The sequence below is a fragment of the Brachybacterium epidermidis genome (assembly GCF_015209585.1).
Lineage (GTDB): Bacteria > Actinomycetota > Actinomycetes > Actinomycetales > Dermabacteraceae > Brachybacterium > Brachybacterium epidermidis.
The window spans coordinates 1-21,389 of the sequence record NZ_JADEYR010000012.1; the positions used below are offsets into that span (position 1 = coordinate 1).

General features: G+C 67.5%; 16 protein-coding genes. 4 read left to right on the forward strand and 12 right to left on the reverse strand.

The features are described from left to right. A partial coding sequence (locus IOE58_RS10490) for a TIGR02391 family protein (protein WP_193866340.1) occupies window positions 1-717 on the forward strand: 717 nt, incomplete at its 5' end. Here the strand turns inward: IOE58_RS10490 and IOE58_RS10495 are convergent. From IOE58_RS10495 to IOE58_RS14380, 4 genes are read right to left on the reverse strand one after another with little or no spacing between them, the layout of a single operon-like run. Continuing rightward, complete coding sequence (locus IOE58_RS10495; RefSeq protein ID WP_193866341.1) at window positions 714-1,979, reverse strand: AlbA family DNA-binding domain-containing protein; 1,266 nt, start codon at window positions 1,977-1,979, stop codon at window positions 714-716. The genes IOE58_RS10490 and IOE58_RS10495 overlap by 4 nt on opposite strands. A gap of 22 nt (window positions 1,980-2,001) precedes the next feature. Beyond that, window positions 2,002-2,796: a hypothetical protein gene (locus IOE58_RS10500; protein ID WP_193866342.1), complete on the reverse strand. Its 795-nt coding sequence runs from the start codon at window positions 2,794-2,796 to the stop codon at window positions 2,002-2,004. A gap of 41 nt (window positions 2,797-2,837) precedes the next feature. Next, the gene (locus tag IOE58_RS10505; RefSeq protein WP_193866343.1) at window positions 2,838-5,414 is read right to left on the reverse strand and encodes a DEAD/DEAH box helicase; all 2,577 of its coding nucleotides are present in this window, start codon (window positions 5,412-5,414) and stop codon (window positions 2,838-2,840) included. After that, window positions 5,414-5,791, reverse strand: coding sequence for a hypothetical protein (locus IOE58_RS14380; RefSeq protein ID WP_228019686.1), 378 nt, complete (start codon window positions 5,789-5,791; stop codon window positions 5,414-5,416). Before IOE58_RS14380 ends, IOE58_RS10505 begins: the two co-directional genes overlap by 1 nt. Window positions 5,792-6,053: 262 nt before the next feature. On the opposite strand from IOE58_RS14380, the gene IOE58_RS10515 reads away from it, so the two are divergent. Then, window positions 6,054-7,466: an IS1380 family transposase gene (locus IOE58_RS10515; RefSeq protein ID WP_431831699.1), complete on the forward strand. Its 1,413-nt coding sequence runs from the start codon at window positions 6,054-6,056 to the stop codon at window positions 7,464-7,466. Between the two features lie 107 nt (window positions 7,467-7,573). Here IOE58_RS10515 and IOE58_RS10520 read toward each other — a convergent pair whose 3' ends face one another. From IOE58_RS10520 to IOE58_RS10550, 8 genes are all read right to left on the reverse strand, one after another. After that, window positions 7,574-9,283: a site-specific DNA-methyltransferase gene (locus IOE58_RS10520; protein WP_228019691.1), complete on the reverse strand. Its 1,710-nt coding sequence runs from the start codon at window positions 9,281-9,283 to the stop codon at window positions 7,574-7,576. A 247-nt stretch (window positions 9,284-9,530) separates the two neighbouring features. After that, on the reverse strand, window positions 9,531-10,391 hold the full coding sequence (locus IOE58_RS10525; protein ID WP_193866345.1) for a formate/nitrite transporter family protein: 861 nt from the start codon (window positions 10,389-10,391) through the stop codon (window positions 9,531-9,533). 9 nt (window positions 10,392-10,400) lie between these two features. Beyond that, a complete protein-coding gene (locus tag IOE58_RS10530; RefSeq protein WP_348981949.1) occupies window positions 10,401-11,795 on the reverse strand; it encodes a multidrug effflux MFS transporter in 1,395 nt (464 codons plus the stop codon). A gap of 104 nt (window positions 11,796-11,899) precedes the next feature. Further along, window positions 11,900-12,838: a CPBP family intramembrane glutamic endopeptidase gene (locus IOE58_RS10535; protein ID WP_228019694.1), complete on the reverse strand. Its 939-nt coding sequence runs from the start codon at window positions 12,836-12,838 to the stop codon at window positions 11,900-11,902. A 191-nt stretch (window positions 12,839-13,029) separates the two neighbouring features. Further along, the gene (locus IOE58_RS10540; protein ID WP_193866346.1) at window positions 13,030-13,812 is read right to left on the reverse strand and encodes a queuosine precursor transporter; all 783 of its coding nucleotides are present in this window, start codon (window positions 13,810-13,812) and stop codon (window positions 13,030-13,032) included. A gap of 39 nt (window positions 13,813-13,851) precedes the next feature. After that, complete coding sequence (locus IOE58_RS10545) at window positions 13,852-14,703, reverse strand: GH25 family lysozyme (RefSeq protein ID WP_193866347.1); 852 nt, start codon at window positions 14,701-14,703, stop codon at window positions 13,852-13,854. A gap of 106 nt (window positions 14,704-14,809) precedes the next feature. Beyond that, window positions 14,810-15,118 (reverse strand): hypothetical protein, encoded by a 309-nt coding sequence (locus tag IOE58_RS14385; RefSeq protein ID WP_228019772.1) that lies wholly within the window; start codon window positions 15,116-15,118, stop codon window positions 14,810-14,812. Next, a complete protein-coding gene (locus tag IOE58_RS10550) occupies window positions 15,007-15,462 on the reverse strand; it encodes a TetR/AcrR family transcriptional regulator (protein WP_228019697.1) in 456 nt (151 codons plus the stop codon). Before IOE58_RS10550 ends, IOE58_RS14385 begins: the two co-directional genes overlap by 112 nt. A gap of 220 nt (window positions 15,463-15,682) precedes the next feature. On the opposite strand from IOE58_RS10550, the gene IOE58_RS10555 reads away from it, so the two are divergent. Both IOE58_RS10555 and IOE58_RS10560 read left to right on the forward strand, forming a co-directional pair. Continuing rightward, window positions 15,683-18,445, forward strand: coding sequence for an MMPL family transporter (locus IOE58_RS10555; RefSeq protein ID WP_193866348.1), 2,763 nt, complete (start codon window positions 15,683-15,685; stop codon window positions 18,443-18,445). Continuing rightward, window positions 18,442-21,354, forward strand: a complete 2,913-nt coding sequence (locus IOE58_RS10560) for a YhgE/Pip domain-containing protein (protein ID WP_193866349.1) — start codon at window positions 18,442-18,444, stop codon at window positions 21,352-21,354. Before IOE58_RS10555 ends, IOE58_RS10560 begins: the two co-directional genes overlap by 4 nt. The last annotated feature ends 35 nt before the right edge of the window (window positions 21,355-21,389 follow it).

The window sequence follows — 21,389 nt, forward strand, 5'->3', positions numbered from 1 at the left end:
ATTAGTGACCCACCCAGCCACCCTGGAAACCCCACGACCAGCAGAAACGCTACTGAAATCTCTCAAACCAGGCCCGAGAGGTCCAACTCAGGCCCAAACTTCAACAACTTAATCCAGGGGATCAGGAACTCGAACCCGTATGGCGAGCCCCTCCCTTCTGACATCGGAGCCCTCCTGGGAAGGCTCTCTGACGCTTGGTCATGGCTGGAGTCGCACGCTCTGATCGGTCCGTCGTCCTCTAATCCGCAGACGGGGAACTGGCAGCAAGTAACTGCCGCTGGGGAGGCAGTCCGGAAGGACCCGAAGTCCGTTGCGAAGGTGTGGGCCGCTGAGCGACTATCTGGGGACCTTGATCCCGCGCTCTCATCTGCGCGCTCCAACTTCGCGCTCGGAGATTACGAAACTGCCTCCTTCGCGGCCATGAAGGCTGTGGAGGTAGCGGTGAGGGATGCCGCTGGACTGCCGAACGAGTTGCTCGGCGTGAACCTCATGCGCAAAGCGTTCAGCCCGAAGGACGGAGTGCTCCGGGACCCTGAAGCGGAAGGCGGCGAGCAGCAGGCGACGGCTGACCTCTTCGCCGGGGCCATCGGTGCCTACAAGAACCCGGCCAGCCACAGAACGGTGAAGTTCGATGACCCCATGGAGGCAGCCGAGGTCATCCAGTTGGCCGATCTCCTTCTGCGGATCGTTGCACGGGCGAGAGATCGTCTCGACTAGCCCTGCACGGGGTCATCCGGCTCAGCCATCACCTTCAGGTACTTGATGCCACCCTGGTTGATCACGTCGCGGGCCAAGTCATTTACACCGGGTAGCAGGACCTCTATCGACTCCAGCGGGTTCAGATCGGTCGTGACGGGCTGGAAGTGATGGATCGGTTCGGAGTGGTCAGCGTCGAGCAAGTAGTTGGTACTGCCTTCGTTGGTCCTTACGAAGATGGGCTCGGAGTCCCTGCCGATAAGTCCGACCCGCACTCGGTAGCCAGCGTTGGATTGACGTTCCTTTGCGTGTGCTCGTAGCACGGAAATGAAGTCGATAAGCGCGGACTCGATGTCTGCTGCCAAGCAGTGGTTCGGCTGCCCCACGGGATAGTAGGCCGCAGCCTCCTCGCGGTCGGTGAGTGCTCCCAGCCTGTAGGCAGCGAGGACGGTCCCGTCATCGTGGACAGCCTTCCGAAACGCGCGCCGGTCATTCTCCTCGCTGCGTAACAGCCAGTGCCTCATGCCTTTCCGTACCCGAGTCGATTCCCACCGCCTGAGTGATTGACCACCAGGGAACACCAGGCTGGGTAAAAGTGGCTGCCGGAAGAACTTGTGTGCCTCTTCCTCCGACATGGGAGCCAACCCAGAGCCACTCTCCGCTGGAAGCGCAGCCATCACGATGACGACGCCCTGCTCGGGGTTGAGGCCCTGTCCGGCCTGCTTGAAGAGGGCTTGTAGTTGGTGCTCTCGGTCGTCGAAGCGCTGGAAGCGTTCGCGGAAGGAACGCTCGATCTCCCTGTCGCTCATGAAGACCGTGTGGGGTCCGTTCCGCCTCGGCGCTACAAAGGCATCATCACCTTTGCGGGCGAAGTGCGGAGCATCCCTAGAGTCCGGAACGCGGAGGAGGACGACGTGCCCTTCCTCCACGTCGAGCGGGAAGAACTCCAATCCGAGCACAGGTGGCCCCACCCGAGCGTAGGCCGCGCGGAGGATGCGCTGCTGAGCCGCTGCGTTCCACTCGACCGGAGTGACCTTGGACGCGCCGTTGGCTTCGCCATCTTCCTCGACCCCGAAGACGATCCAGCCCCCTCCGCTGTTGGCCATCGCAGCAACGTCCTTCGCCACCTCGTCCTGCCAGGTCGGCTTACGTGAGTCGTATAGCGCGGTCTTCCAGTCAAGGTCGCCAGTCTCTTCGACTCTGCGGTCCACCGCCGCGTCGATGAGATGGTGCGTGATCGCTCCGGGTTCGATACCGAGCGCGCGATGGATCGGGGTGAACATGTCTCCTCCCTGTGGCCTAGCCCTAGTAGACCGCTACTGCATCGAGGACGACCGCTGGCCCCTTGATCCATGCGTGAATGTCTTTGGCGGGTAGGTCGATCTTCAGGCTGGCGACGATCTCCTGAACCTTGTCGCTGATCTCGGTCATGAGCAGCCGCTTGATGAGGTACTCCCAGTCCGGCAGTAGCCAGTCCTCTGTCGAGACGTAGCCATCGTCGCCTTCGTCCACCAGGCTTCGCACCGTGCCCAGGATTCGACGGTCGCCTTCGATCTGATCGCTGGTCGCGGAGTCCACGAAGAGGTTTGGACGGAGGTTGACGAGCACCCGGGGGGCGAGTCCCGTCCCAACGACATCGACCAGTACGGGGATCGGGACCAACTCGTTGCGCAGGTACACCGACTGGATGAGCGCCGTGACATCTGGCTCTATGTCGCTGAAGTCCAGGTCGCGGATGTCCTGCTCGGTCGATTCGAGGTACTTGCGCAGGACGTAGAGCATCTTCCCGGCGAGGCTGGCGGCGGTAAGGCGAACCAGCCCCTCGACCTCCACGATGTCATCCTTCTTCAGCACCGCTTCCTCTGAAACCGGCACCGTGTGCTCACCCGCAAGGAGTCCGTCGATCACTTTGCTGACCGATGCCTTCTCGGTAGGGGCGATGGTGAAACTCGACTGAAGTTCCACGTCCTTCCCGAGTTCGGCTCCGCCTCCAATCCCGGCGAACGATGCCTTGGCATTGCCCGAGCGCTTCTTGACGGACTTCTCAACCACATCGGTGAGCCGAGGCATGTCCAGTTCGTGGTAGTCACCCAGAGCCATCAGGGTCTCAATGTCGAGGTAGACGGGTCGTCTCAGTGCCATCAGTAATCGCTCGCTATCCCGGACTCGTAGAGCCCCTTGGCCGTCTTCGCGTCCCGGATGGCCTGTCGGACGTGGTGCTTGGTCAGGTCCAGGACCCGCATGGCCCCTCCGGTCTCGGCCACCGACTCGATGCGGCGGAACTCGCTCTGGTACTTCTCCGCGAACGCCGCCAGCCCTCGCAACTTGGGCAGGGCGTCGGAGAGGTGATGGCCGTGAGGGTCCACCAGATCAGCCACTACGGCACCCGTGTGGTCGGTGCCGAAGAAGATGAAGTCGGGGCGAACAGCCTTCCAGTTCCCGGTGTCCTCTTTGTAGGCGATGGCCAGGGACTCCTTGGTGGCGCGTGCCGGGTTGCGGTACCAGCCCTTGAAGCCGGGCTGCTTGGCCTCGGAGTCCAGGACCTTGCGCTCCCAGTCGTTGAGGGTGATCGGGTAGGTGCCGTCCTGGGCTGCCATGAGGTGCATGAGCCGGGTCTCCAGCGGGCTCTCGGTGCCGTCGAGCTCGCGCACCATCGTCTCGGCCTGGGCTGCTTTGGGAACGGTCAGGGAGATGCGCTCGGGCTGGGTGGACATCCCCTCCAGCCGGTCGTACTCCGCTTGCCTCTCGTCGGGCAGGCCCTTGCGGGCGACGCGGGTCTGGTTAAGCCAGCGTGCCGCCAGTGCATCGGCTTCGTGCTCCACGGCTTGTGCGATCTCCTCGACCCGGCCAAGGGCGGCGACGGTGATGTTGGCGTCCAGCAGCTCATCGTCGTCGGAGTCGGCGGGGACGAGGTGGTCGACATAGGTGGAGCACAGGGCCGGGCTCAGTACCCGTGTCGCGGCCCGGTAGGAGTCCTCGATCGCGCGAGGGTCCGCGGATTCCTGGAACGACTTGTACGTGACCCCCCCGCCGATGCGCCCGCGGGCTTCCTCTCCGCTCATCGTGAGGACATCCGTGCGAGCCGTGTCGACCTTGTCCTTGTACTGCACGGCCCGGCCGTCGAGCACAGCGTGGAGGTACCGGTGTGACTCTGCCACTGCCCCTTCCACGAGACCGTCCTTGGACAGCGCGGTGGCCAGAGCGGTGAGCCGGCGAATGGGTTTGACGCCCTTTTTGGGGATCGTCACGGAGGGCAGCGTCGCGAAACGGTCCCACACCTCCTGGGGCACAGCGGGATTGGGCAAGAGGTCCACCGGTTCGAACAGGACGCGGCGCCCTTCGCCTCCACCGGTGCCGGTCTCCTCCTCGTCCTTGGAGGTGGCTCCCTTCATCAGCATCTCGGCAACACCCGTGGCGGTCTTGCGGGCGAAGAACGGCAGCAAGCAGTCCACGGAGTTCAGCAGTTCATTGCCCGGGATGCGCCGAGCCAGGGGAGTGCGGATCATCCGTCCCAGCAGCTGGGTGATGTGGGTGCGATCCTTGGCCGGGCGCATGGAGACCAGCACCTCGGCCCGGGGGCAGTCCCAGCCGGTGGAGATCGCAGACTTCGCCAGCAGCACCCGCACGTGCGTGGAGTCCTGCACCCGCTGCGGTTCGATGTATGGCACGTTCTGCTGACCGATGAGAAGGTCCTGGTGCTCACCGAACACGTTCGCTACGGCGTCGGGGCCGAGTTCGGGCCAGGCGTCGTAGATCGTGTCCAGCACCTGCACGAGGGTCTCCTGAGTGGGCTTGTCGCCGACCTGGACCACTAGCAGCGGGATGGCCGGATCGGCCTCTTCCTGCTCATCGGCGTCCGCCCTCCATGCTGCCGTCGAGGCACGTACTTTCTCCACTGCCCGCCGCAGCAGCACCGTGTCGAAGACACCTTGCTCTGTTGGGATGGACAGAACGATGTCGTCCTTGAGCAGGCCCGACGCCTGCACCAGGGCCGAGTCCACGACGACGGAGGGCAGTGCAGTACGTCCCTTGGCGTCCTTCATCGCTGTCTCGAACCGCTCGACTGTGGCGGAGATGCCGAAGACGACCGGCATGGGCGGGACAGCGCCATTGCCGTTGATCAGTCGCTGCACGATGGTGCTGCGGTCCTTGCTCGTCGTCCCCATTCCTCGGTGGGCCTCGTCCAGCACGAAGTACAGCGTGAGGTCCTTGTTCTCGACGGTGTTGGTGATGACGTCGTAGATTGAGGACTGCACCTCATCCGGCCGCGGCTGGTAGAGACGATCCTGGCCAGGCATGGGGGAGGGCGCGCCCCGTACCAAACGCGAGTTCTTCGACAGTTTCTGGGTGTTCAGGAAGTACACGTTCCCGGGCCGCAGGGACGGCTCGGAGAACGTGGTCTCGATCATCCGTAGGCGCGAGTCGAGGTCGCTCGCAGCCTCCTGCAACCGTGCCCGCGACTGCTCGTTGAGAGACGGGTCGTCGGAGAACCACAGCACGACAGCGCCGGGATCGGCCTCGAAGTCGAACTCGTCGTTGCCGAAGAAGAGTGCCTCGATCACGGCGGCGGCCATGACGGTCTTGCCTGCGCCGGTCGTGGCGGTGAGGGAGAACTGTGACAGGGACCCGTAGCGGTGGTACATGTCGCGGGCCTGGTCCAGGTTCCGTAGCACGTCGCGGACGGCCTCGGCCTGGTAGTCCTTCAACGTGTAGCGCATCAGCGGCCACCCCTCAGCATGAAGTTCTGCAAGTACGACTCGTACAGCCGCACCGGGAGCACCGCGCTGGGCAGGTCACGGCACACCATCTGGAAGGCCGAGTCATCATCCGTGACGATGAACGCCGTCCGCACTGAGTCCTCCTCCGCCACCCGTGTCACGAAGGCGCCGGCCTGGTCCAGGTTCTCCAGCACGCCGTACGTCTGCGCCACGTCCCAGCCGTCCTCACCGAGATCGGTGATAATCCGGCCCTGCGACCCGGCTCGCATCCACAGCATCGGAGCGATCCGTTCGAAAGCGCGGTTGTGACGCACCGAGAGGGGAGCCTCGTACGTGAGCGTGAAGAAAGCGGCGTTCTCGTCGAACCCGTGGCTCATTGGGAACTCGTCGGTGAACTTGTAGTCGCCCTTGACCGGCTCGCCCTCCGGCGTCTTTCCCGTGATGGCAGCCGTAACGCGCGGCTTGGTGATGTAGTCACAGATGCCCAGCGCCTCCCAGCCCTCGTCTCCGGGACGTAGCCTCGAGTTTTCATAGCGGTGTGGTCTCGATGGGTGGGAGGCATAGAGAAAGGTGCTCCTGGCCTGGGATGATACGGGGTGTTGAAGCTCGTAGCCATCCGCCGGAAGGAGCACCTTTCAGGTGTCCCACCCTACCTTGTTCTTCTACCCCCGTCCGCGCGTGGACATCGCTGAGGTCCCGGCCCTCTCGCATGCTGGTGCGGTGCTGCTGACCGACACGATCCACGCCACCGGCCTCGCCTCTTCGCTGCGGGAAGCACTGGCTCCGTGGACGAAGCCGCTGGCCGAGCACCACGCGGCGAAGGTCCTGCTGGACCTCGCACTCACTCTCGCAATCGGCGGGGAGCATGCTTCGGATACTGATCTGCTGCGTTGCGAGCCGGGCCTGTTCGGTGATGTCGCCTCGGCCCCGACGATCTCCCGCACGCTCACCACCCTCGCCCAGGACGCGCCCACCGTGATCGAGGCGATCTCGAAAGCCCGCCGGGCCGCGCGTGAACAGGCCTGGGCCCTGGCCGGAGACCATTCCCCGACTGTGGGGGCGAGCGTGAAGAGCCCGCTGGTCATCGACCTCGACGCCACCCTGATCACCGCCCACAGTGAGAAGGAGCGGGCCGCACCGACGTTCAAACGCGGCTTCGGATACCACCCGTTGTGTGCGTTCCTTGCCCACGGCAGCGACGGGACGGGGGACCCCCTGGCGACCCCGCTGCGCCCCGGCAACGCCGGCTCCACCACCGCCGCTGATCACATCACCGTCACCCGTGACGCTCTGGCCCAGCTGCCTGCGGGCCTGCTGGCCCGGGGCGGGCGGGGGTCGAAGAAGATCCTGATCCGCACCGACGGGGCCGGCGGCACCAAAGACTTCCTGGCCTGGCTCCAGCGGCAGCGTCTGGCCTACTCGGTCGGGTTCACCCTCCCTGCGAACACGCCTGACCTACTGGAACGTATCGACGAGGCAAAGGCGTGGACCCCCGCCTACGACAGCGAGGACGAGGGGATCCGCGAGGGGACATGGGTGGCGGAGCTGACCGGGCTCCTTGACTTAGCCGCGTGGCCTGCCGGGATGCGGGTGATCGTGCGGAAGGAACGTCCTCATCCTGGGGCGCAGCTGCGGATCACCGATCACGAGGGGATGCGCATCACCGCGTTCGCCACCAACTCCCCGCGCGGCCAGCTTGCCGTCCTGGAACTGCGGCACCGTCGCCGTGCACGCTGCGAAGACCGGATCCGTAACGCCAAGGACATGGGCCTTGAGAAGTTCCCGCTGCAGTCCTTCGCGCAGAACCAGATCTGGTGCCAGATCATCCAACTCGCCTCCGAGCTCGTCGCCTGGATGCAAACCATCGCCTTCAGCAGGCACGACGCGAGGAAATGGGAACCCAAACGGCTCCGCGCGCGGTTGTTCGAGATCCCCGCGACCCTCGTGCGCCGCGCCCGGCACAAGGTCCTCCACCTCGCCGAACATGCACCCGAAGCCGTGAGGGTCCTGACCGGCGTCAACCGGCTCCGCACCACCGTCGCACAGACCTAACCCGGCGAGACCACCCGCCCCTACGACCAGCAGCTCCTCTTCTCGGGAGTGGAACCCGACCGCCCGCAACGGACACTGCGACGATCTGTCATACCCGAATGCCAGAATCAGCAGCTCAACACCGGCAACGACGCCGACCCACCCCGCTCACCAGCCCCATGAAACATCGAGGGTAGGCCGCTAGTACGCAGCCCGCGTTGCTCCTCGGCGCTCACCTCGTTGTTCGTGACGCTGATGCACTGACGCCGACCGCCATCCTGCTTGTTCAGCCGCATGACGGCGTGAGCGGTCGTACCGGAGCCGGAGAAGAAGTCGAGAATTACCGCGTCGGGCTTGTCCTTGACGAAGTATCGCACCACATCCTCGACTGCATAAAGGGACTTCGGGAACGGGAATCTCCGACCATCCGGCAGTAGGCGAGCGAGGAGTTTCGTCCCGAACGCCTGGGCGTTGTGTGAGGGGCGATCCCACTGGGACAAAGGCATAGTCGTCTTGATGCCCAACGGACGCTCCACTATCGCAGACCCATCAGGATTCTTACCGACGACCTCGATCTCGCCGTTCGCGATGTCATCGATCTTTCCGCTAGTCAAGTAGTAAAGCGAGTATCCCTCACGCCTGCTCGGAGTGGCTCGCGCATAACCCGAAGTCACGCGACTCATCAGCGCTGATCCGGTCAAGCCCCAGATCATCTCGGTGCCATCGGGCTTCAGGGGGAACACTGCGACGCACCCCGCAGGGGGCTCGACTGAGCGACGGTCTACGTCGTCCGCCAGTGCTGAACTGACTCCCACGATTCGGTGAGATGAACTGTCGACGAAAACGGCATAGAACTGCCCCGGTCGGCTCCCGCGCCTGGAGGACATTTCGAAGCGCCGGAGACTGTTCCATCGGACGCTTTCACCTTCTTGCAGACCCACTGCGTCTGGAACAATGCTGGCGGCTCCAACTAGAGCGACGAGGATGTACTCATTCGTTCGCGTGAACTCGTTTACACGAATAGCGCCAGTCGGATTGATTACGCTGGACACCATCTGTACCCGAGACTCGGGAAACACCTGGTGAAGCAGGAGGGCCAGTCGATGCACCTCCTTCTCATCAATCGTCACAACCAAAGCCGATGACTCCGGATTCAGCAGGTCCCGAGCGACTTCCAGTCGCCGCTCCATGAAGGCCAGCCACTTCGAGTGTCGATAGTCGTCATCCGAAGACACGTAGTCGTTGTTGTACTTCCAGTCTTTCGCGCCTGTGTTGTACGGGGGGTCGATGTAGATGGCGTCGACCTTGCCGCGATGGGTGTAGGTCAGCATCTCTAGGGCGTGGTAGTTCTCTGCGTTGATGACGGTGTGGAACGGCTTGTCCCCGCCGCGCTCGACCCGTCCCGTCTCTACGAGGCCCGGGTAGATGCGGTCGTTGAACTCCGCGACCACCACCAAGTCGTCGGCGAGGACAACCTGGCTTTCGGGCTCCTCGGCATCCAGTTCGAGCAGGTGGGCGACACGGCCTCCGTCGACCCGCTCAATCTGCTCCACGCGCCACAGCCGCTGATCGCCCTGCGTGAGTTCGCCGCGAGGGGGGAGTACCCGCACCTTGTCGCCGCGGCGCACAGCTCGCCCCGGTAGTTCCACGGCCTCAGGCTGGTGCTGCTCGAAGACAAGGCCGAAGGTGCGCCGCTTCATCAACGCGGCAAATTCTTTCTCCAAGTCGTCGCCGAGTTGCTTGTCGGCCTTGCGGGCCTGCCTCAACAGTTCAGTCAGTCGCGACACTCGCTGCGTCTCCTTCACGATCTGCGAGCGCTTGAACTCGCTGTTGCTCATGCTAGGGGCGGGTGCCGACAGATCAGGTCAGGCATGGCCGCAGCAGCACGGTCGGCCGCTCAGGGGAGCGCCGACCTTCGGGTGACACCCCCTTTTCTCAAGCTGCACTTTACATAACGTACATTATCGGCGCGCACCGAAGACGGCGTCATGTAGCCCCTTCGCCCAGGGGTGATGACGCGGAGCTCTGCGAGGAACCGTTCATCGCCCCAGCGCACGCCGTCGTGTCCGTGGGGTCATGGTGAACTCAGCTCGCCTGCTCCTCGAGATCCTCGAGGGTGAACTCCCCGCGGCGCAGTCCGCTCAGCACGCGCCAGGTGCGGATCACCCGCGGCAGGGAGATGACCAGCAGACCACCGAGCATGTTGACCGGGATCACGATCGCGAACCATGTGAGGAACTGCCCGATGGAGATGTCCGCACCGGCGAGCATGGCAGCGAAGATGACGATCGCGTTCAGGGCGCCGTGGAGCATGCCCAGACCGATCACCAGCAGGCCCGAGACCAGGCACACGATAGCGGTGACGACGTCGTTGGAGGTCCCCTGCTGCATGCGGGTGGACAGGGTGATGGTGGCGCCCGCCAGCAGGGACAGGCCGATCATGGTCGGGAGTGAGTCCTGGTCGAGGTACTTCTGGGCGGTATCGATGATGGTCCCGTGGTGCCCCGGCAGTGAGAGCACGATCAGCCCGGCGAAGGCCAGTCCCCCGCCGAGGTCCGTCACCAGGGTCACCGCCCACAGGCGCGCCATCTGCACCCAGGTCCCCTGGCCCGCGATCACTGCGTTCAGCGGCAGCAGGAACTCCTCGGTGAACAGCTCCGAGTGGGCGAGCTTCAGAGCGAGCAGTCCCACGCCGAAGGCCATGCCTGCCAGCACATCGGAGCCAGTGGCCTGCTTGACGAGCACCATCGCCAGGATGCCGAGCCCCACGTCGATGCCGCCGAACATGCCGGTGATGATCAGTTCGGGCCATTTGCGGTTCAGTCGCTCAGCGCCTTCGGAGACGGTGTCGAGCGCCTCGTCCAGCAGCTCGTCCTCGATGTCGAGGTCGTTGGTACCGAGCCGTTGGCGCTGCTCCCCCTGGTCTAGCTGGGCGCTCTGATCCATGCCCAGATCCTAGGCCTTCGCGATCGTCGTGGACTGCCGCCCGGCCACCACGAAGCACACGATGGAGATCAGCGAGCCCGCCACCATCGCGATCGCCATCGGCAGCGAGGAGTCCGTGCCGGCCAGTCCCACCAGGGGCGCGGCGAGGGAGGCGGAGAACGAGAAGCCCAGGCCCAGCATCGCCGAGCCGGTGCCGGCGAACTCCCGGGCCTGCTCCGAGGCCATTGCCGCGCCGTTGCCGAAGATCATCCCTTGCGGCGCCACCGTGAAGAAGAACGCCGGCAGCACGATCCACGCCGGGGTGTCGAAGAACAGGCTTCCGATCAGCAGCGCGAAGCTCGCCAGGCTCACCATCGCCAGCGCCACTCGCATCAGCCTGCGCGGGTGGATGGTACGGGTGAGCCGGGCCGAGAGGAACGCGGCGGCCATCATGCCGGTGGAGTTGATCGCGAAGCTCACCGAGTACTGGGTGGAGGAGTAGCCCAGCATCTCCTGGACCACGAAGCTGGAGGCGGAGACATACGCCATCAGCGCGAAGGCTGAGAACGCGTTGACCAGCATGTAGGCAACGAACAGGGGCCTTCTCAGCAGGGTGCGCGCGTTGCGCAGGAAGGTCCGGAACCCGCCCGCGTGGCGGCGCGACGGCGGCAGCGACTCCGGGATCAGGAAGAGGGTGCCGATCAGCGAGATCAGCGACATCGCGGCGATCACCACGAAGATCTCCCGCCACTGACCGACGATGAGGATCAGCCCGCCCAGCAGCGGGGCGACGATCGGGGCGATGCCACCGATGCCCTGCATGATGTTCATGATGCGGAACAGTTCGGGTCCGTCGGTCATGTCGATCAGCACGGCACGCCCCAGCACCATCCCGAAGCCGCCGCCGATGCCCTGCAGCACCCGCACGATCAGCAGCACTTCCACGCTGGGAGCGAGGGCGCAGCCGATCGACGCGAGCAGGCACAGCACGATCCCGATCAGTAGCGGGGTACGCCGGCCGATGCGGTCCGAGAGGGGCCCGGCCACCACCTGGCCGCTCGCGGTGCCCACGAAGAACGCCGTCAGTGTGAACTGCAGGCTGGCGGCGCTGGTGGCCAGGTCCGAGGCCACCTGCGGGAAGGCCGGGATGTACATGTCGGTGGCCAGCGGCCCGATGGCGCTGAGGGTGGTGAGCACGACGATCACCATCACCGTGACCTTCGCGCGAGTGCGCGTCAGCTCCTGCTCGTCGGGCAGATGGGCGATGTCGCGATCGGCCTGGTCCTCCAGCACCGGGATGGCACCGGTGATGGTGGGCAACGACCCGGTGGTGGTGGGCACGGGGCCGGTGGTGGGTGCCGGTTCGTCGACCGCGGGGGCCTGCGCGGGCTGGTCGTGATGGTGATCGCGGGCGGGGGAAGCCACGGGCGTCCTTTCGAGGGGGAAACGGGCGAGCCGAGCAGGATCGCAAGGATCCCGCCCGGCTCGACCGCACCATCCTAGGGACAGGCGGGAACCACCAGAAGCGCTCAGGCCGTGGGCTGCGCTACTCCTTCGTGCACCTCGGCTGCGCGACGGCGACGTTCGAACAGCCACACCAGGGCCACAGCCACCAGGTCCATCCCGATGTACACGAGCATGAAGGGGCCGCCCATGCCCACGGAGCGGTCGATCGCGATGTGCCCGTCGTCGGACCCGAGGGCCGACAGCACCATCATCACGACGTTGTTGACCACGTGGAAGGCGATCGGCGCCTCCAGCCCGCGGCTGATGATCGCCATCAGGCCCGTGCACACCCCGAACAGAACGTAGTAGGAGAGCAGCCACGGGTCGATCGAAGCGTGCATGATGCCGAAGACGAGGCTCGAGCCGATCAGAGCCACCACCACGGCGGCCTTCGCCGGCCGGATCCAGGAGCCGATCGCCGGCATGATCGCGCCGCGGAACATGACCTCCTCGGCGGCGGCCTGCAGCGGGGTGGTCAGCAGGGTGATCGCGATCAGCAGGATCACCCCGGCGCTCAGGCCGATGCTCTGCAGCATGCTGGGGTCCACGGCGACCATGATCCCGTTGACCAACAGCAGCAGCACCAGGAACACGCCGGTGTACAGACCCAGTCGGCCCCAGGAGGCGCGCCGGCCGATGCGGAACTGCTCGCGCACGGGCACCTTGCCGATCCAGCGCATCAGCAGCATCGCGACCGGCGCCATCACGGCGATGCTCAGGTTCGCGGCCAGCATCATCCACGGCGACAGAGGAGCGCTGCCGTCCACCGGGGGCTGCACACCGGTCACCGCCATCTCGATGAGCATCACGATCGTGCCGACGATGATCTGCAGCACGAGCATCAGCACCAGCAGCACGGGGATGATCACCAGGGGCTTCCACCAGCTCATCCGCACGTGCGCACCGAAGGGGCGAGCGTGGTCCACCGCAGGCGGTCGCGGGGAGGACGCCTGCGGCGGCATCGGTGATCCGTAGGTCCCGTGCCACGTGGCAGGGCCCTGCGGGGCGGGGGCGCCGTGCTGGGCCGATGGACCTGGTGCCGGGGGGCGAGGAGTCTGCGTCATGGATCCATGGTCGGGGATCGGTCCGACCGTTCGGTGCCGCCGTGCGTCCATGGCCGACCCCACCTGGGGCGGTCGACCTCCGGTGGTGATCAGACCTTGGTCGGGTCCGCGGGGGCGCGATCCGCGAGGCGGGACAGGCGCGCCTGGTAGGTGGGGTCGGTGCGCTTGAGCCAGCGGATCACGGCGGCGGTGACGGGGATGGCGGCGTACTGCACGAGCACCTTGTACAGGAATCCCAGCAGGGTGTACTGCGCCCATTGCTCCACGGTGGTGATGCCGATGGCGGCCGCGGCGATGGTGCAGAAGATGACGGTGTCCACCAGCTCGCCCAGGCCGCTGGCGGTGAACAGGCGGCCGATCAGCCCGCGCTCCCCCGACCGCTGCTTCATCCGGCCCACCAAGAAGGAGTTCAGGGACTGACCGGCGGCGAACCCGGCCAGTCCCGCCACCACCACGATCCACACCGGGCCCAGGGCCAGTTCGAGGGCGTCCTGCTTGGCCAGGCCGTAGTCGTCGGGGAACGGGGGCAGGGCGATGATCACCTGGTAGCTGAGGGTGGCGATGACGCTCACGCTGAAGGAGGTGATGATCGCGCGGCGGGCGGCGCGGGGGCCGTACAGCTCGGTGATCACGTCGCCGAGGATGTACGCGAGGGGGAAGAGGAAGAAGCCGCCGTCGGTGATGATCTCGAAGCCCGTACCGGGAACGGTGCCGAAGGTGACGCCCTTGGCGGCGCCGATGCCGGAGAGGATCACCACGGTGACCATGGCGGCAAGGAGGATGTCGAAGTGAGAGGAACCCCGGTCGGCGTAGACGGCGCCGGCCGGGCTTCCAGGGTACTGACTGGTGGGGGTGCTGTTCGGTGAGGTCACCGGAGCAGGGTACACAGCGCTGCCCCGGCGGAGTTGACCTCAGATGCCGTGGGCGTCGTAGTCGACGTCGCAGACGAAGCTCTCGAACTGGGCCTGGGTGCCGTGCCAGAGGTTGGAGTCACCGGCGAAGGGACCGGAGTCGGAGTACTGCCACAGCTCCCAGCCCCACCAGCGGCCGGGCAGCAGCACGGGCGGCTCGGCGCGGTAGGCGGCCAGGAACAGGGGCGTGTTGGTGGGTGTCCAGTCCCCCACCACGTCCATCCACCAGTAGTAGTTGGTGTAGACCACGGGCCGGCGGCCCACCGAGTCCCGGTAGCGCACCAGGAAGGCGGAGATCCACTCGCGCATCTCCTGCTGGCCCAGTCCGTAGTCGCGCGGCAGGCCGCGGTAGCCCTCCAGGTCGACCATGCCGGGCAGGGTGCGTCCGTCCTCGCTCCACCCGCCCCCGTTGTTCAGGAAGAAGTCCACCTGCTCCTCGGGGCCACCGGAGTCCGGCCGGGCGAAGTGATAGCCGCCTCGCATCATGCCGGCGTCGCCGGCCCCGGTGTACTGGTGGTCGAAGTCGGGGCTGCGGTAGCTGCGGCCCTCCGTGGCCTTGACGTACGCGAAGCGGGAGCCCAGTTCGCGCTGGGCAGCCCAGTCCACGCGGCCCTGCCAGGCGGAGACGTCCTGCCCGTGGATGCCGGTGGCCACTGCAGGAGCGGCAGGTTCGGCCGCGGCGGGGGCGGCGTGAGCGGCCGCCCCGAGCGCGCCGGAGGCGCCGACACCGAGGGTGGCCATGCCGAGGGCCCCTCCGCGCAGCAGGCTGCGACGGGAGGATCCGGCGGGCGGGAACGGGGGCTGGGACGGGGTGCGGGCAGGCGCGAGATGGCGCGGTCGATAGGCCGCCATGGGGTTCTCCTGGGGAAGCGGAGGACGGGGGAAGGGGGATGCGAGGTTCGCCACATCCGTGCCTCACCGTAGGAGCTGGGATCGCGCGATCGTGGGAGATCCGCCGTCAGGGCGTGTCGGTCTGCTCCTGGCGCACCACGAATGCCCGCAGGGTGCCCAGGATGGTGGTGGCCGCCAGCTCGGTGACGTCCCGGCCGTCCATCTGCTCACGGAGCATCAGGTCCACGAAGATCCCCACCAGCAGCTGGGCCAGATCCTCCGGCGCCAGCAGCGGGCGCTCACCCGTCATGGTCATGCCCAGCATCAGCAGGTCGCCGATCTCGTCCCGCAGGCGCTCGCGCTGGACGGCGCGGCGGCCCCGCAGCTCCTCGTCGCGCAGGGAGCGGGAGATCGCATCGGAGTAAGCAGGTACCACTGGCGGCCGAAGGGGCGGATCGCCTCGAACACGGCCACCATCACCCGGTCGTCGCCCGCCTCGGCGTGCAGGCTCATGGCTTCCTCGACCGCGGTGCGCATGATGCCCAGCAGTTCTTCGGTGACCGAGGCGAACAGCTCGCTGAACACCTCCTCCTTGGTGGAGAAGTTCGAGTAGAACGCGCCCCGGGTGAATCCGGCGGCGGTGACCAGGTCGTCCACGGTGGCGCCGTCGATCCCCTTCTCCACGAAGACGTCCAGGGAGGCCCGCACGAGTCGCGTACGGGTGTTCTCCTTGCGCCGCGTGGCAGCAGATTCGGGGAGAGGTTCGAACAGATCGGTCATGGGTCCTCATCGGCGCGTAGGGGCCTGGGTGCTGATGGTCTCTCTTCTGGAGGCGGCCCCTTGGCAAGCACTCAGCTTCACGAAAGCACCCCACTGATACATTAGTGTATCGAGTGCACCGCTGTTTCCAGTTCGAGATCGTCTCGAGTGCGGGACCAGGCCCGATCCCGTCGCGGTGCACGTCTCCCCCGTCGTCCGCCTCGTCCCGCCTGGAGGCCGTGTGTCCTCATCCCTGTACCGCCTCGGCCGCGCCATGGCAGCGGCCGGGTGGAAGATCGTCGCCCTGTGGACGGCTCTGCTGATCGCGGTCGCCGCCCTCGCCTTCGGGCTGAACGGCTCCTTCTCCACCGAGTTCGAGATCCCCGGCACGGAGGGGCAGGCCGGCATCGACAACCTCGCCACCCGCTTCCCCGAGATGGGTGGCACCTCCGGCCAGGTGGTCTTCCGCACCACCGACGGCACTACGGTGGACGAACTGCAGGGGCCGATCGAGGAGACGATGACGGCGATCGGCGAGGTGGAGGGCGTGGAGGTGGCCCCCTCCCCCTTCGACGAGCTCTCCCCCGGCACCCGCAACCAGGACGACACCGCCCTGATCGCCCAGTTCCAGATGGACGGGCAGATCGGTGAGTTCCCCGCATCCGCGCCGAGTGAGGTGCTGGAGATCATCGAGTCGGCGAACACCGCGCAGCTCGAGGCCCACCTGGGCGGTCAGGTGCTCTCCAGCGCCGAGATCCCCTTCAGCATCGGTGAGGTCCTGGGCATCGTCGCCGCCCTCATCATCCTGGCGATCATCTTCCGCTCGTTCCTGCCCGCGATCATCCCGATCGTCACCGCCGTGGTCGGGGTGGGCATCTCCATGCTTGCCCTGGTCGCGCTCTCGGCCGGTGTGGACATCCCCTCGGTCACCACCACCCTGGGGGCGATGCTGGGCCTCGCAGTGGGCATCGACTACGCGCTGTTCATCCTGCACCGACACCGCGGCAACCTCGAGCGCGGCGACGACGTCTCCGAGTCCATCGGCACGTCCCTGGCCACCTCCGGCAGCGCCGTCATCTTCGCCGGCATCGCCGTGATCATCGCGCTGGTGGGCCTGTTCGTCACCCGCATCCCCTTCGTCACCATCATGGGCATCGCCGCCGCCGCCACCGTCGCGCTGTCGGTGCTGGTCGCGGTGACGATGCTGCCGGCGATCATGGGCATCCTCGGGGAGCGACTGCGGCCGCGGAAGGTGCGACGCCTGATGGCCGACAACGGCGGCACGCTCCCGCAGGAGGATCCCTCCACCGGCACCCGCAGGAAGCCCTTCGGCACCACCTGGGTGCGCCTGGTCACCAAGGTCCCTGCGCTGACGATCCTGCTGGTGGTGATCGGTGTGGGAGCGCTGGCCGTCCCGCTGAAGGATCTGGAGCTGGCCCTGCCCGACCAGGGCACCGATCAGCCAGGCACCCCCGCCCGCGAGACCTACGACCTGATCGCCGAGGAGTTCGGCCCCGGCTACAACGGGCCCCTGCTGGTCACCGCCGACATCATCAACACCACCGATCCTCTGGGCGTGGTCGAGGCCCTCGAGACGGAGATCGCCTCGCACCCCGACGTGCGCGAGATCCAGATCGCCACTCCCAACCGGGGAGCGGACCTCGCGGTGATCGCCGTGGTCCCCGAGGGCGGCCCCACCGAGCAGTCCACCAAGGACCTGGTCCAGGACCTGCGCGAGGCCGGACCCTCCTGGGAGGAGGAGTTCAGCATCTCCGAGGTCACGGTGACCGGTGCGACCGCCGTCGGCATCGACGTGACCGACATGCTCTCGAAGGCGCTGCTGCCGTTCGCGATCTTCGTCGTCGGCCTCTCGCTAATCCTGCTGATGGTGGTGTTCCGATCGGTCTGGGTCCCCATCAAGGCGTCGCTGGGATACCTGCTCTCCGTGGGCGCCGCCTTCGGCGTGACCGCGATGGTCTTCGAGTACGGCTGGTTCAACGGCCCACTGTTCGTCAGCGTCAACGGCCCCGTGGTGGCGTTCATGCCGATCTTCGTGATGGGTGTGCTGTTCGGCCTGGCCATGGACTACGAGGTGTTCCTGGTCTCCCGCATGCGCGAGGAGTTCGTGCGCACCGGCGATGCGAAGGGTGCCATCGAGAGGGGCTTCACCGGCAGCGCCCCCGTGGTCACCGCCGCTGCCCTGATCATGGTGGTGGTCTTCACCGGCTTCATCACCTCCGGCTGGTTCATGCTGCAGCCCATCGCGGTGGGCCTGGCCGTGGGAGTGCTGGTGGACGCCTTCGTGGTGCGCATGACCCTGGTGCCCGCCGTGCTCGCCCTGCTGGGTCCTCGTGCCTGGTCACTGCCGGGATGGCTGGATCGCCTGCTGCCCACGGTCGACGTCGAGGGCGAGGGCCTCGAGCACGTCCTCGAGCATCGCGACTGGACCGAGCACAACGGGAGGGCCTCCCTGCGCCTGGACGGCGCGGTGGTGCCCACACCGGACGGCGGTGAGCCGCTGGGCCCGCTGAGCGGATCCATCGCCCCGGGCACCCTGCTGGTGGTGCGCAGCACCGACGACGCGGCCCGCGCCGCGCTGCTGTCGCTGATCGGCGGGCGCATCAAGCCCACCGAGGGTGTGGTCGCCCTGAATGACCGGCTTCTCCCCCAGGACACCGGCGTGATCCAGGCCCGCACCCACTGGATCCCCACCGGGGCCGACGTCTCCTCCCGCCTGGAGGACGTCACCGGCCGCGACCTTGCCCGCCGCATGGTCGTCGTCGAGCAGATCGAGGACCTCGCCCACGCCGCCACCGTCAGCGGTGACCGCACCGTCGCGCAGCTCGATGCGCTGCTGGAACGGGGCGTGACCGTGGTGGTGGGATCCCGCAGCGAGCAGGCCCTGGACGCCGAGCGCCATCTGCGCGCCTCCCTGCAGGACCCCACCCGTCTGACCGCACTTGCCCTGCACCGCTCCCCCGCCCCTGAAGGAGCCCTGGTATGAACCGCCTTCGCCATCCCCGCACCCTGATCGTCGTGCTTCTGCTGCCCCTGCTGGTCGCGGCCGTCGGCATGTGGGCGCTCAGCGGTCGCGTGGACCGCATCGACGAGGTGCCCGCCGCCGTGGTGAACCTCGATGAGGGCACCACCATGGAGGTCGACGGCGAGGAGCAGATGGTGCCGTTCGGCCGCCTGCTGGCCGGAGCCCTCACCCAGCCCGACACCGTCACCGGGCAGGACGCTCCGGAGATGACCGGCTTCGACTGGCGCCTCACCGATGCCTCCGATGCCCGCCAGGGCCTGCGCGACGGCACCTACGCCGCGGTGGTGACGATCCCCGAGGACTTCTCGGCCAAGGTGGGCACCCTGGGCACGCCCGAGGCTGTCCAGGCCCAGCTCCACGTCACCACCAACGACGCCAGCGGCCAGCTCAACGCTCTGGTGGGCACCGCCGTCGCGCAGGCCTCCGCCTCGACCATGGGCGGGGAGATGGCCCGCCAGTACCTCGACGGCATCTACCTGGGCTTCAACGACCTGCACGCCGGGTTCGACGAAGCCGCCGACGGTGCGGAGGAGCTCGCTGACGGCACCGCCGATCTCGACGACGGCCTGCAGCAGACCGCCGATGGCACCAGGGAGCTGGCCGGCGGCGCCGGTGAGGCGGCCGACGGCAGCCGGGACCTGGCCGACGGGGCCTGGGGGCTCGCCGACGGCACCCGCGGCACCGCCGATGGCACGCGCAGCCTGGCCGACGGCTTGGGCGAGCTGGCGGACGGCACCGACAATCTCGCCGGCGGCAGTCGCGACCTCGCCGACGGACTGGACCAGGTGGCCGATGGCACCTCGGATGCCGCGACCGGCGCCGACGACCTCGCCGGGGGCCTGGACCAGCTCGCCACCGGAGCGGACGACGCCGCCGGTGGCAGCAGCGACCTGGCCTCGGGCCTGGACGAGCTGGCCACCGGCACCGAGCAGCTGGCCGATGGGGCCGAAGCCCTGGAGGGCGGCCTCACCGGTAACGCGGACCAGCCGGGCCTGCTGGACGGCATCGATGCCCTGCGCAGCGGTGTGGAAGGGGACGGCACCGCGGAGAACCCGGGCCTGGTGGCCGGCGCCGATCAGCTGGCCACCGGGCTGGAGCAGTACACCGAGGGCGTGCAGAGCGCCTACGACGGCCTGAGCCTCGGCCTGAACGGTGATGGCAGCGAGGAGAACCCCGGCCTGGTGGCCGGTAGCCGCGGCGTCGCCGACGGCGCCGCCCTGGTGGCCGACGGCGCCGAGGAGCTGCGCGAAGGCATCGCCGGTGACGGCACGGCCCTGAACCCGGGCATGCTGGGCCTGGCCACGTCCCTGCGCGACCAGGCCTGCGCCACCGCGCAGGAGGAGCCGGCCGATGTGCAGGCGCAGACGCTGTGCGAGCAGGCCGAGGGCAATCTCGCCTACGTCCAGGGGGTCGACGACGGTCTCAACGGTGACGGCTCCGAGCAGAACCCCGGCCTGGTGGCCGGCACCCGTGGCGTCGCCGACGGCGCAGGCGGCGTCGCCGAGGGCATCGAGCAGCTGGCCGGTGGCATCGATGCCGCCTTCAACGGCGACGGGACCGCCGAGAACCCCGGCCTGATCACTCCGGCCCGGCAGCTCGCCGAGGGTGCCCGGGCCAGTGCTGACGCCGCTCCCCTGCTGGTGGACGGCGTGGGCGAGTTCGCCGATGGGCTGCACACCTACGCCGATGGTGTCAGCGACTTCTCCGACGGCGCCCGCGACCTCGCCTACGGTGCCCGTGCCAGCGCCGACGGTGCAGGCGAGCTCTCTGCCGGCCTGCGCCAGCTCTCCGACGGCACCCGCGCCAGCGCCGACGGCGCAGACGAGCTCTCCACCGGCCTGCATCAGCTCTCCGACGGCACCCGCGCCAGCGCCGACGGTGCAGGCGAGCTCGCCGACGGGGCCGGTCAGCTCGCCGACGGCACCCGCACCAGTGCCGATGGCGCCGGGGCGCTCGCCGATGGCAGTGAGCAGCTGGCCGACGGCACCCGCGAGTTCGCCCAGGGCAGCGATGAGCTCGCCAACGGCGTGGGGCAGCTTGCCTACGGCACCGACGAGCTGGCCGATGGCACCGGGCAGCTGGCCGATGGCTCGGGCCAGTTGGCCGACGGCACCGATGCGCTCGCCACCGGGCTGCGGGAGGGCGCCGACGAGGTGCCCACCTACACCGAGTCCGAGCGGCAGCGGATGGCCGAGATGGGCGCTGAGCCGATCACTGCGGTCAGCGAGCGGCACAACGAGGCCGCCGGTGCCTCCACGGCCACCTTCCCGTTCGTGGTGGCGCTGGCCCTGTGGCTGGGCGCGTTCGCCTCCTTCCTGCTGCTGCCGGCGCTGTCCGGCCGGCTGCTGGACCGTGCCCTGCCGATGTGGCAGGTGGCGCTGCGCTCCCTGGCCCCGGCCGCCGTGATCGCCGTGGTGCAGGCCGTGGCGGTGCTGGCCGTGATCACGGCGACCGGCGTGAATCCGGTGTCGCCCCTCGGCGTAGGTGTGGTGGCACTGGCCGGTGCGGTCATGTTCGCGGCGCTGCATCAGGCGCTGCTGACGGTGCTGGGCAACCGCATCGGCCGGATCGTCTCAGTGCTGCTGTTGGTGCTGCAGGCCGTGGCGCTGGTGGGCATCGTGCCGGTGCAGACCGCTCCCCCGCTGCTGCAGTCCGTCAGCTCGCTGATGCCACTGACGATCGTCTCCCAGGGCCTGGTGCATGCCGCGCTGGGCGGCGCGGTGACCTCGCTGTGGAGCGTGCTGGGATCGATCCTGGTGTGGGCTCTGGTGGCACTGGTGGTGACCCTGGTGGCCGCCCGCGGTGCCCGCAGCTCGCGCCGCTTCGACCGGGCGCCTTCAGCGGCCGGCATGGTCCCCGCCGCGGCCTGAGCCGGCCTTCTCTCCGAGCGGTCCTGCCGCCGGCC

Coding starts and splice junctions, on each gene's coding strand:
- IOE58_RS10495 (WP_193866341.1), bottom strand. CDS start 1,979: ATGTTCACCCCGATCCATCGCGCGCTCGGTATCGAACCCGGAGCGATC.
- IOE58_RS10500 (WP_193866342.1), bottom strand. CDS start 2,796: ATGGCTCTGGGTGACTACCACGAACTGGACATGCCTCGGCTCACCGAT.
- IOE58_RS10505 (WP_193866343.1), bottom strand. CDS start 5,414: ATGCGCTACACGTTGAAGGACTACCAGGCCGAGGCCGTCCGCGACGTG.
- IOE58_RS14380 (WP_228019686.1), bottom strand. CDS start 5,791: ATGAGCCACGGGTTCGACGAGAACGCCGCTTTCTTCACGCTCACGTAC.
- IOE58_RS10520 (WP_228019691.1), bottom strand. CDS start 9,283: ATGAGCAACAGCGAGTTCAAGCGCTCGCAGATCGTGAAGGAGACGCAG.
- IOE58_RS10525 (WP_193866345.1), bottom strand. CDS start 10,391: ATGGATCAGAGCGCCCAGCTAGACCAGGGGGAGCAGCGCCAACGGCTC.
- IOE58_RS10535 (WP_228019694.1), bottom strand. CDS start 12,838: ATGCCGCCGCAGGCGTCCTCCCCGCGACCGCCTGCGGTGGACCACGCT.
- IOE58_RS10545 (WP_193866347.1), bottom strand. CDS start 14,703: ATGGCGGCCTATCGACCGCGCCATCTCGCGCCTGCCCGCACCCCGTCC.
- IOE58_RS10550 (WP_228019697.1), bottom strand. CDS start 15,462: ATGACCGATCTGTTCGAACCTCTCCCCGAATCTGCTGCCACGCGGCGC.
- IOE58_RS10560 (WP_193866349.1), top strand. CDS start 18,442: ATGAACCGCCTTCGCCATCCCCGCACCCTGATCGTCGTGCTTCTGCTG.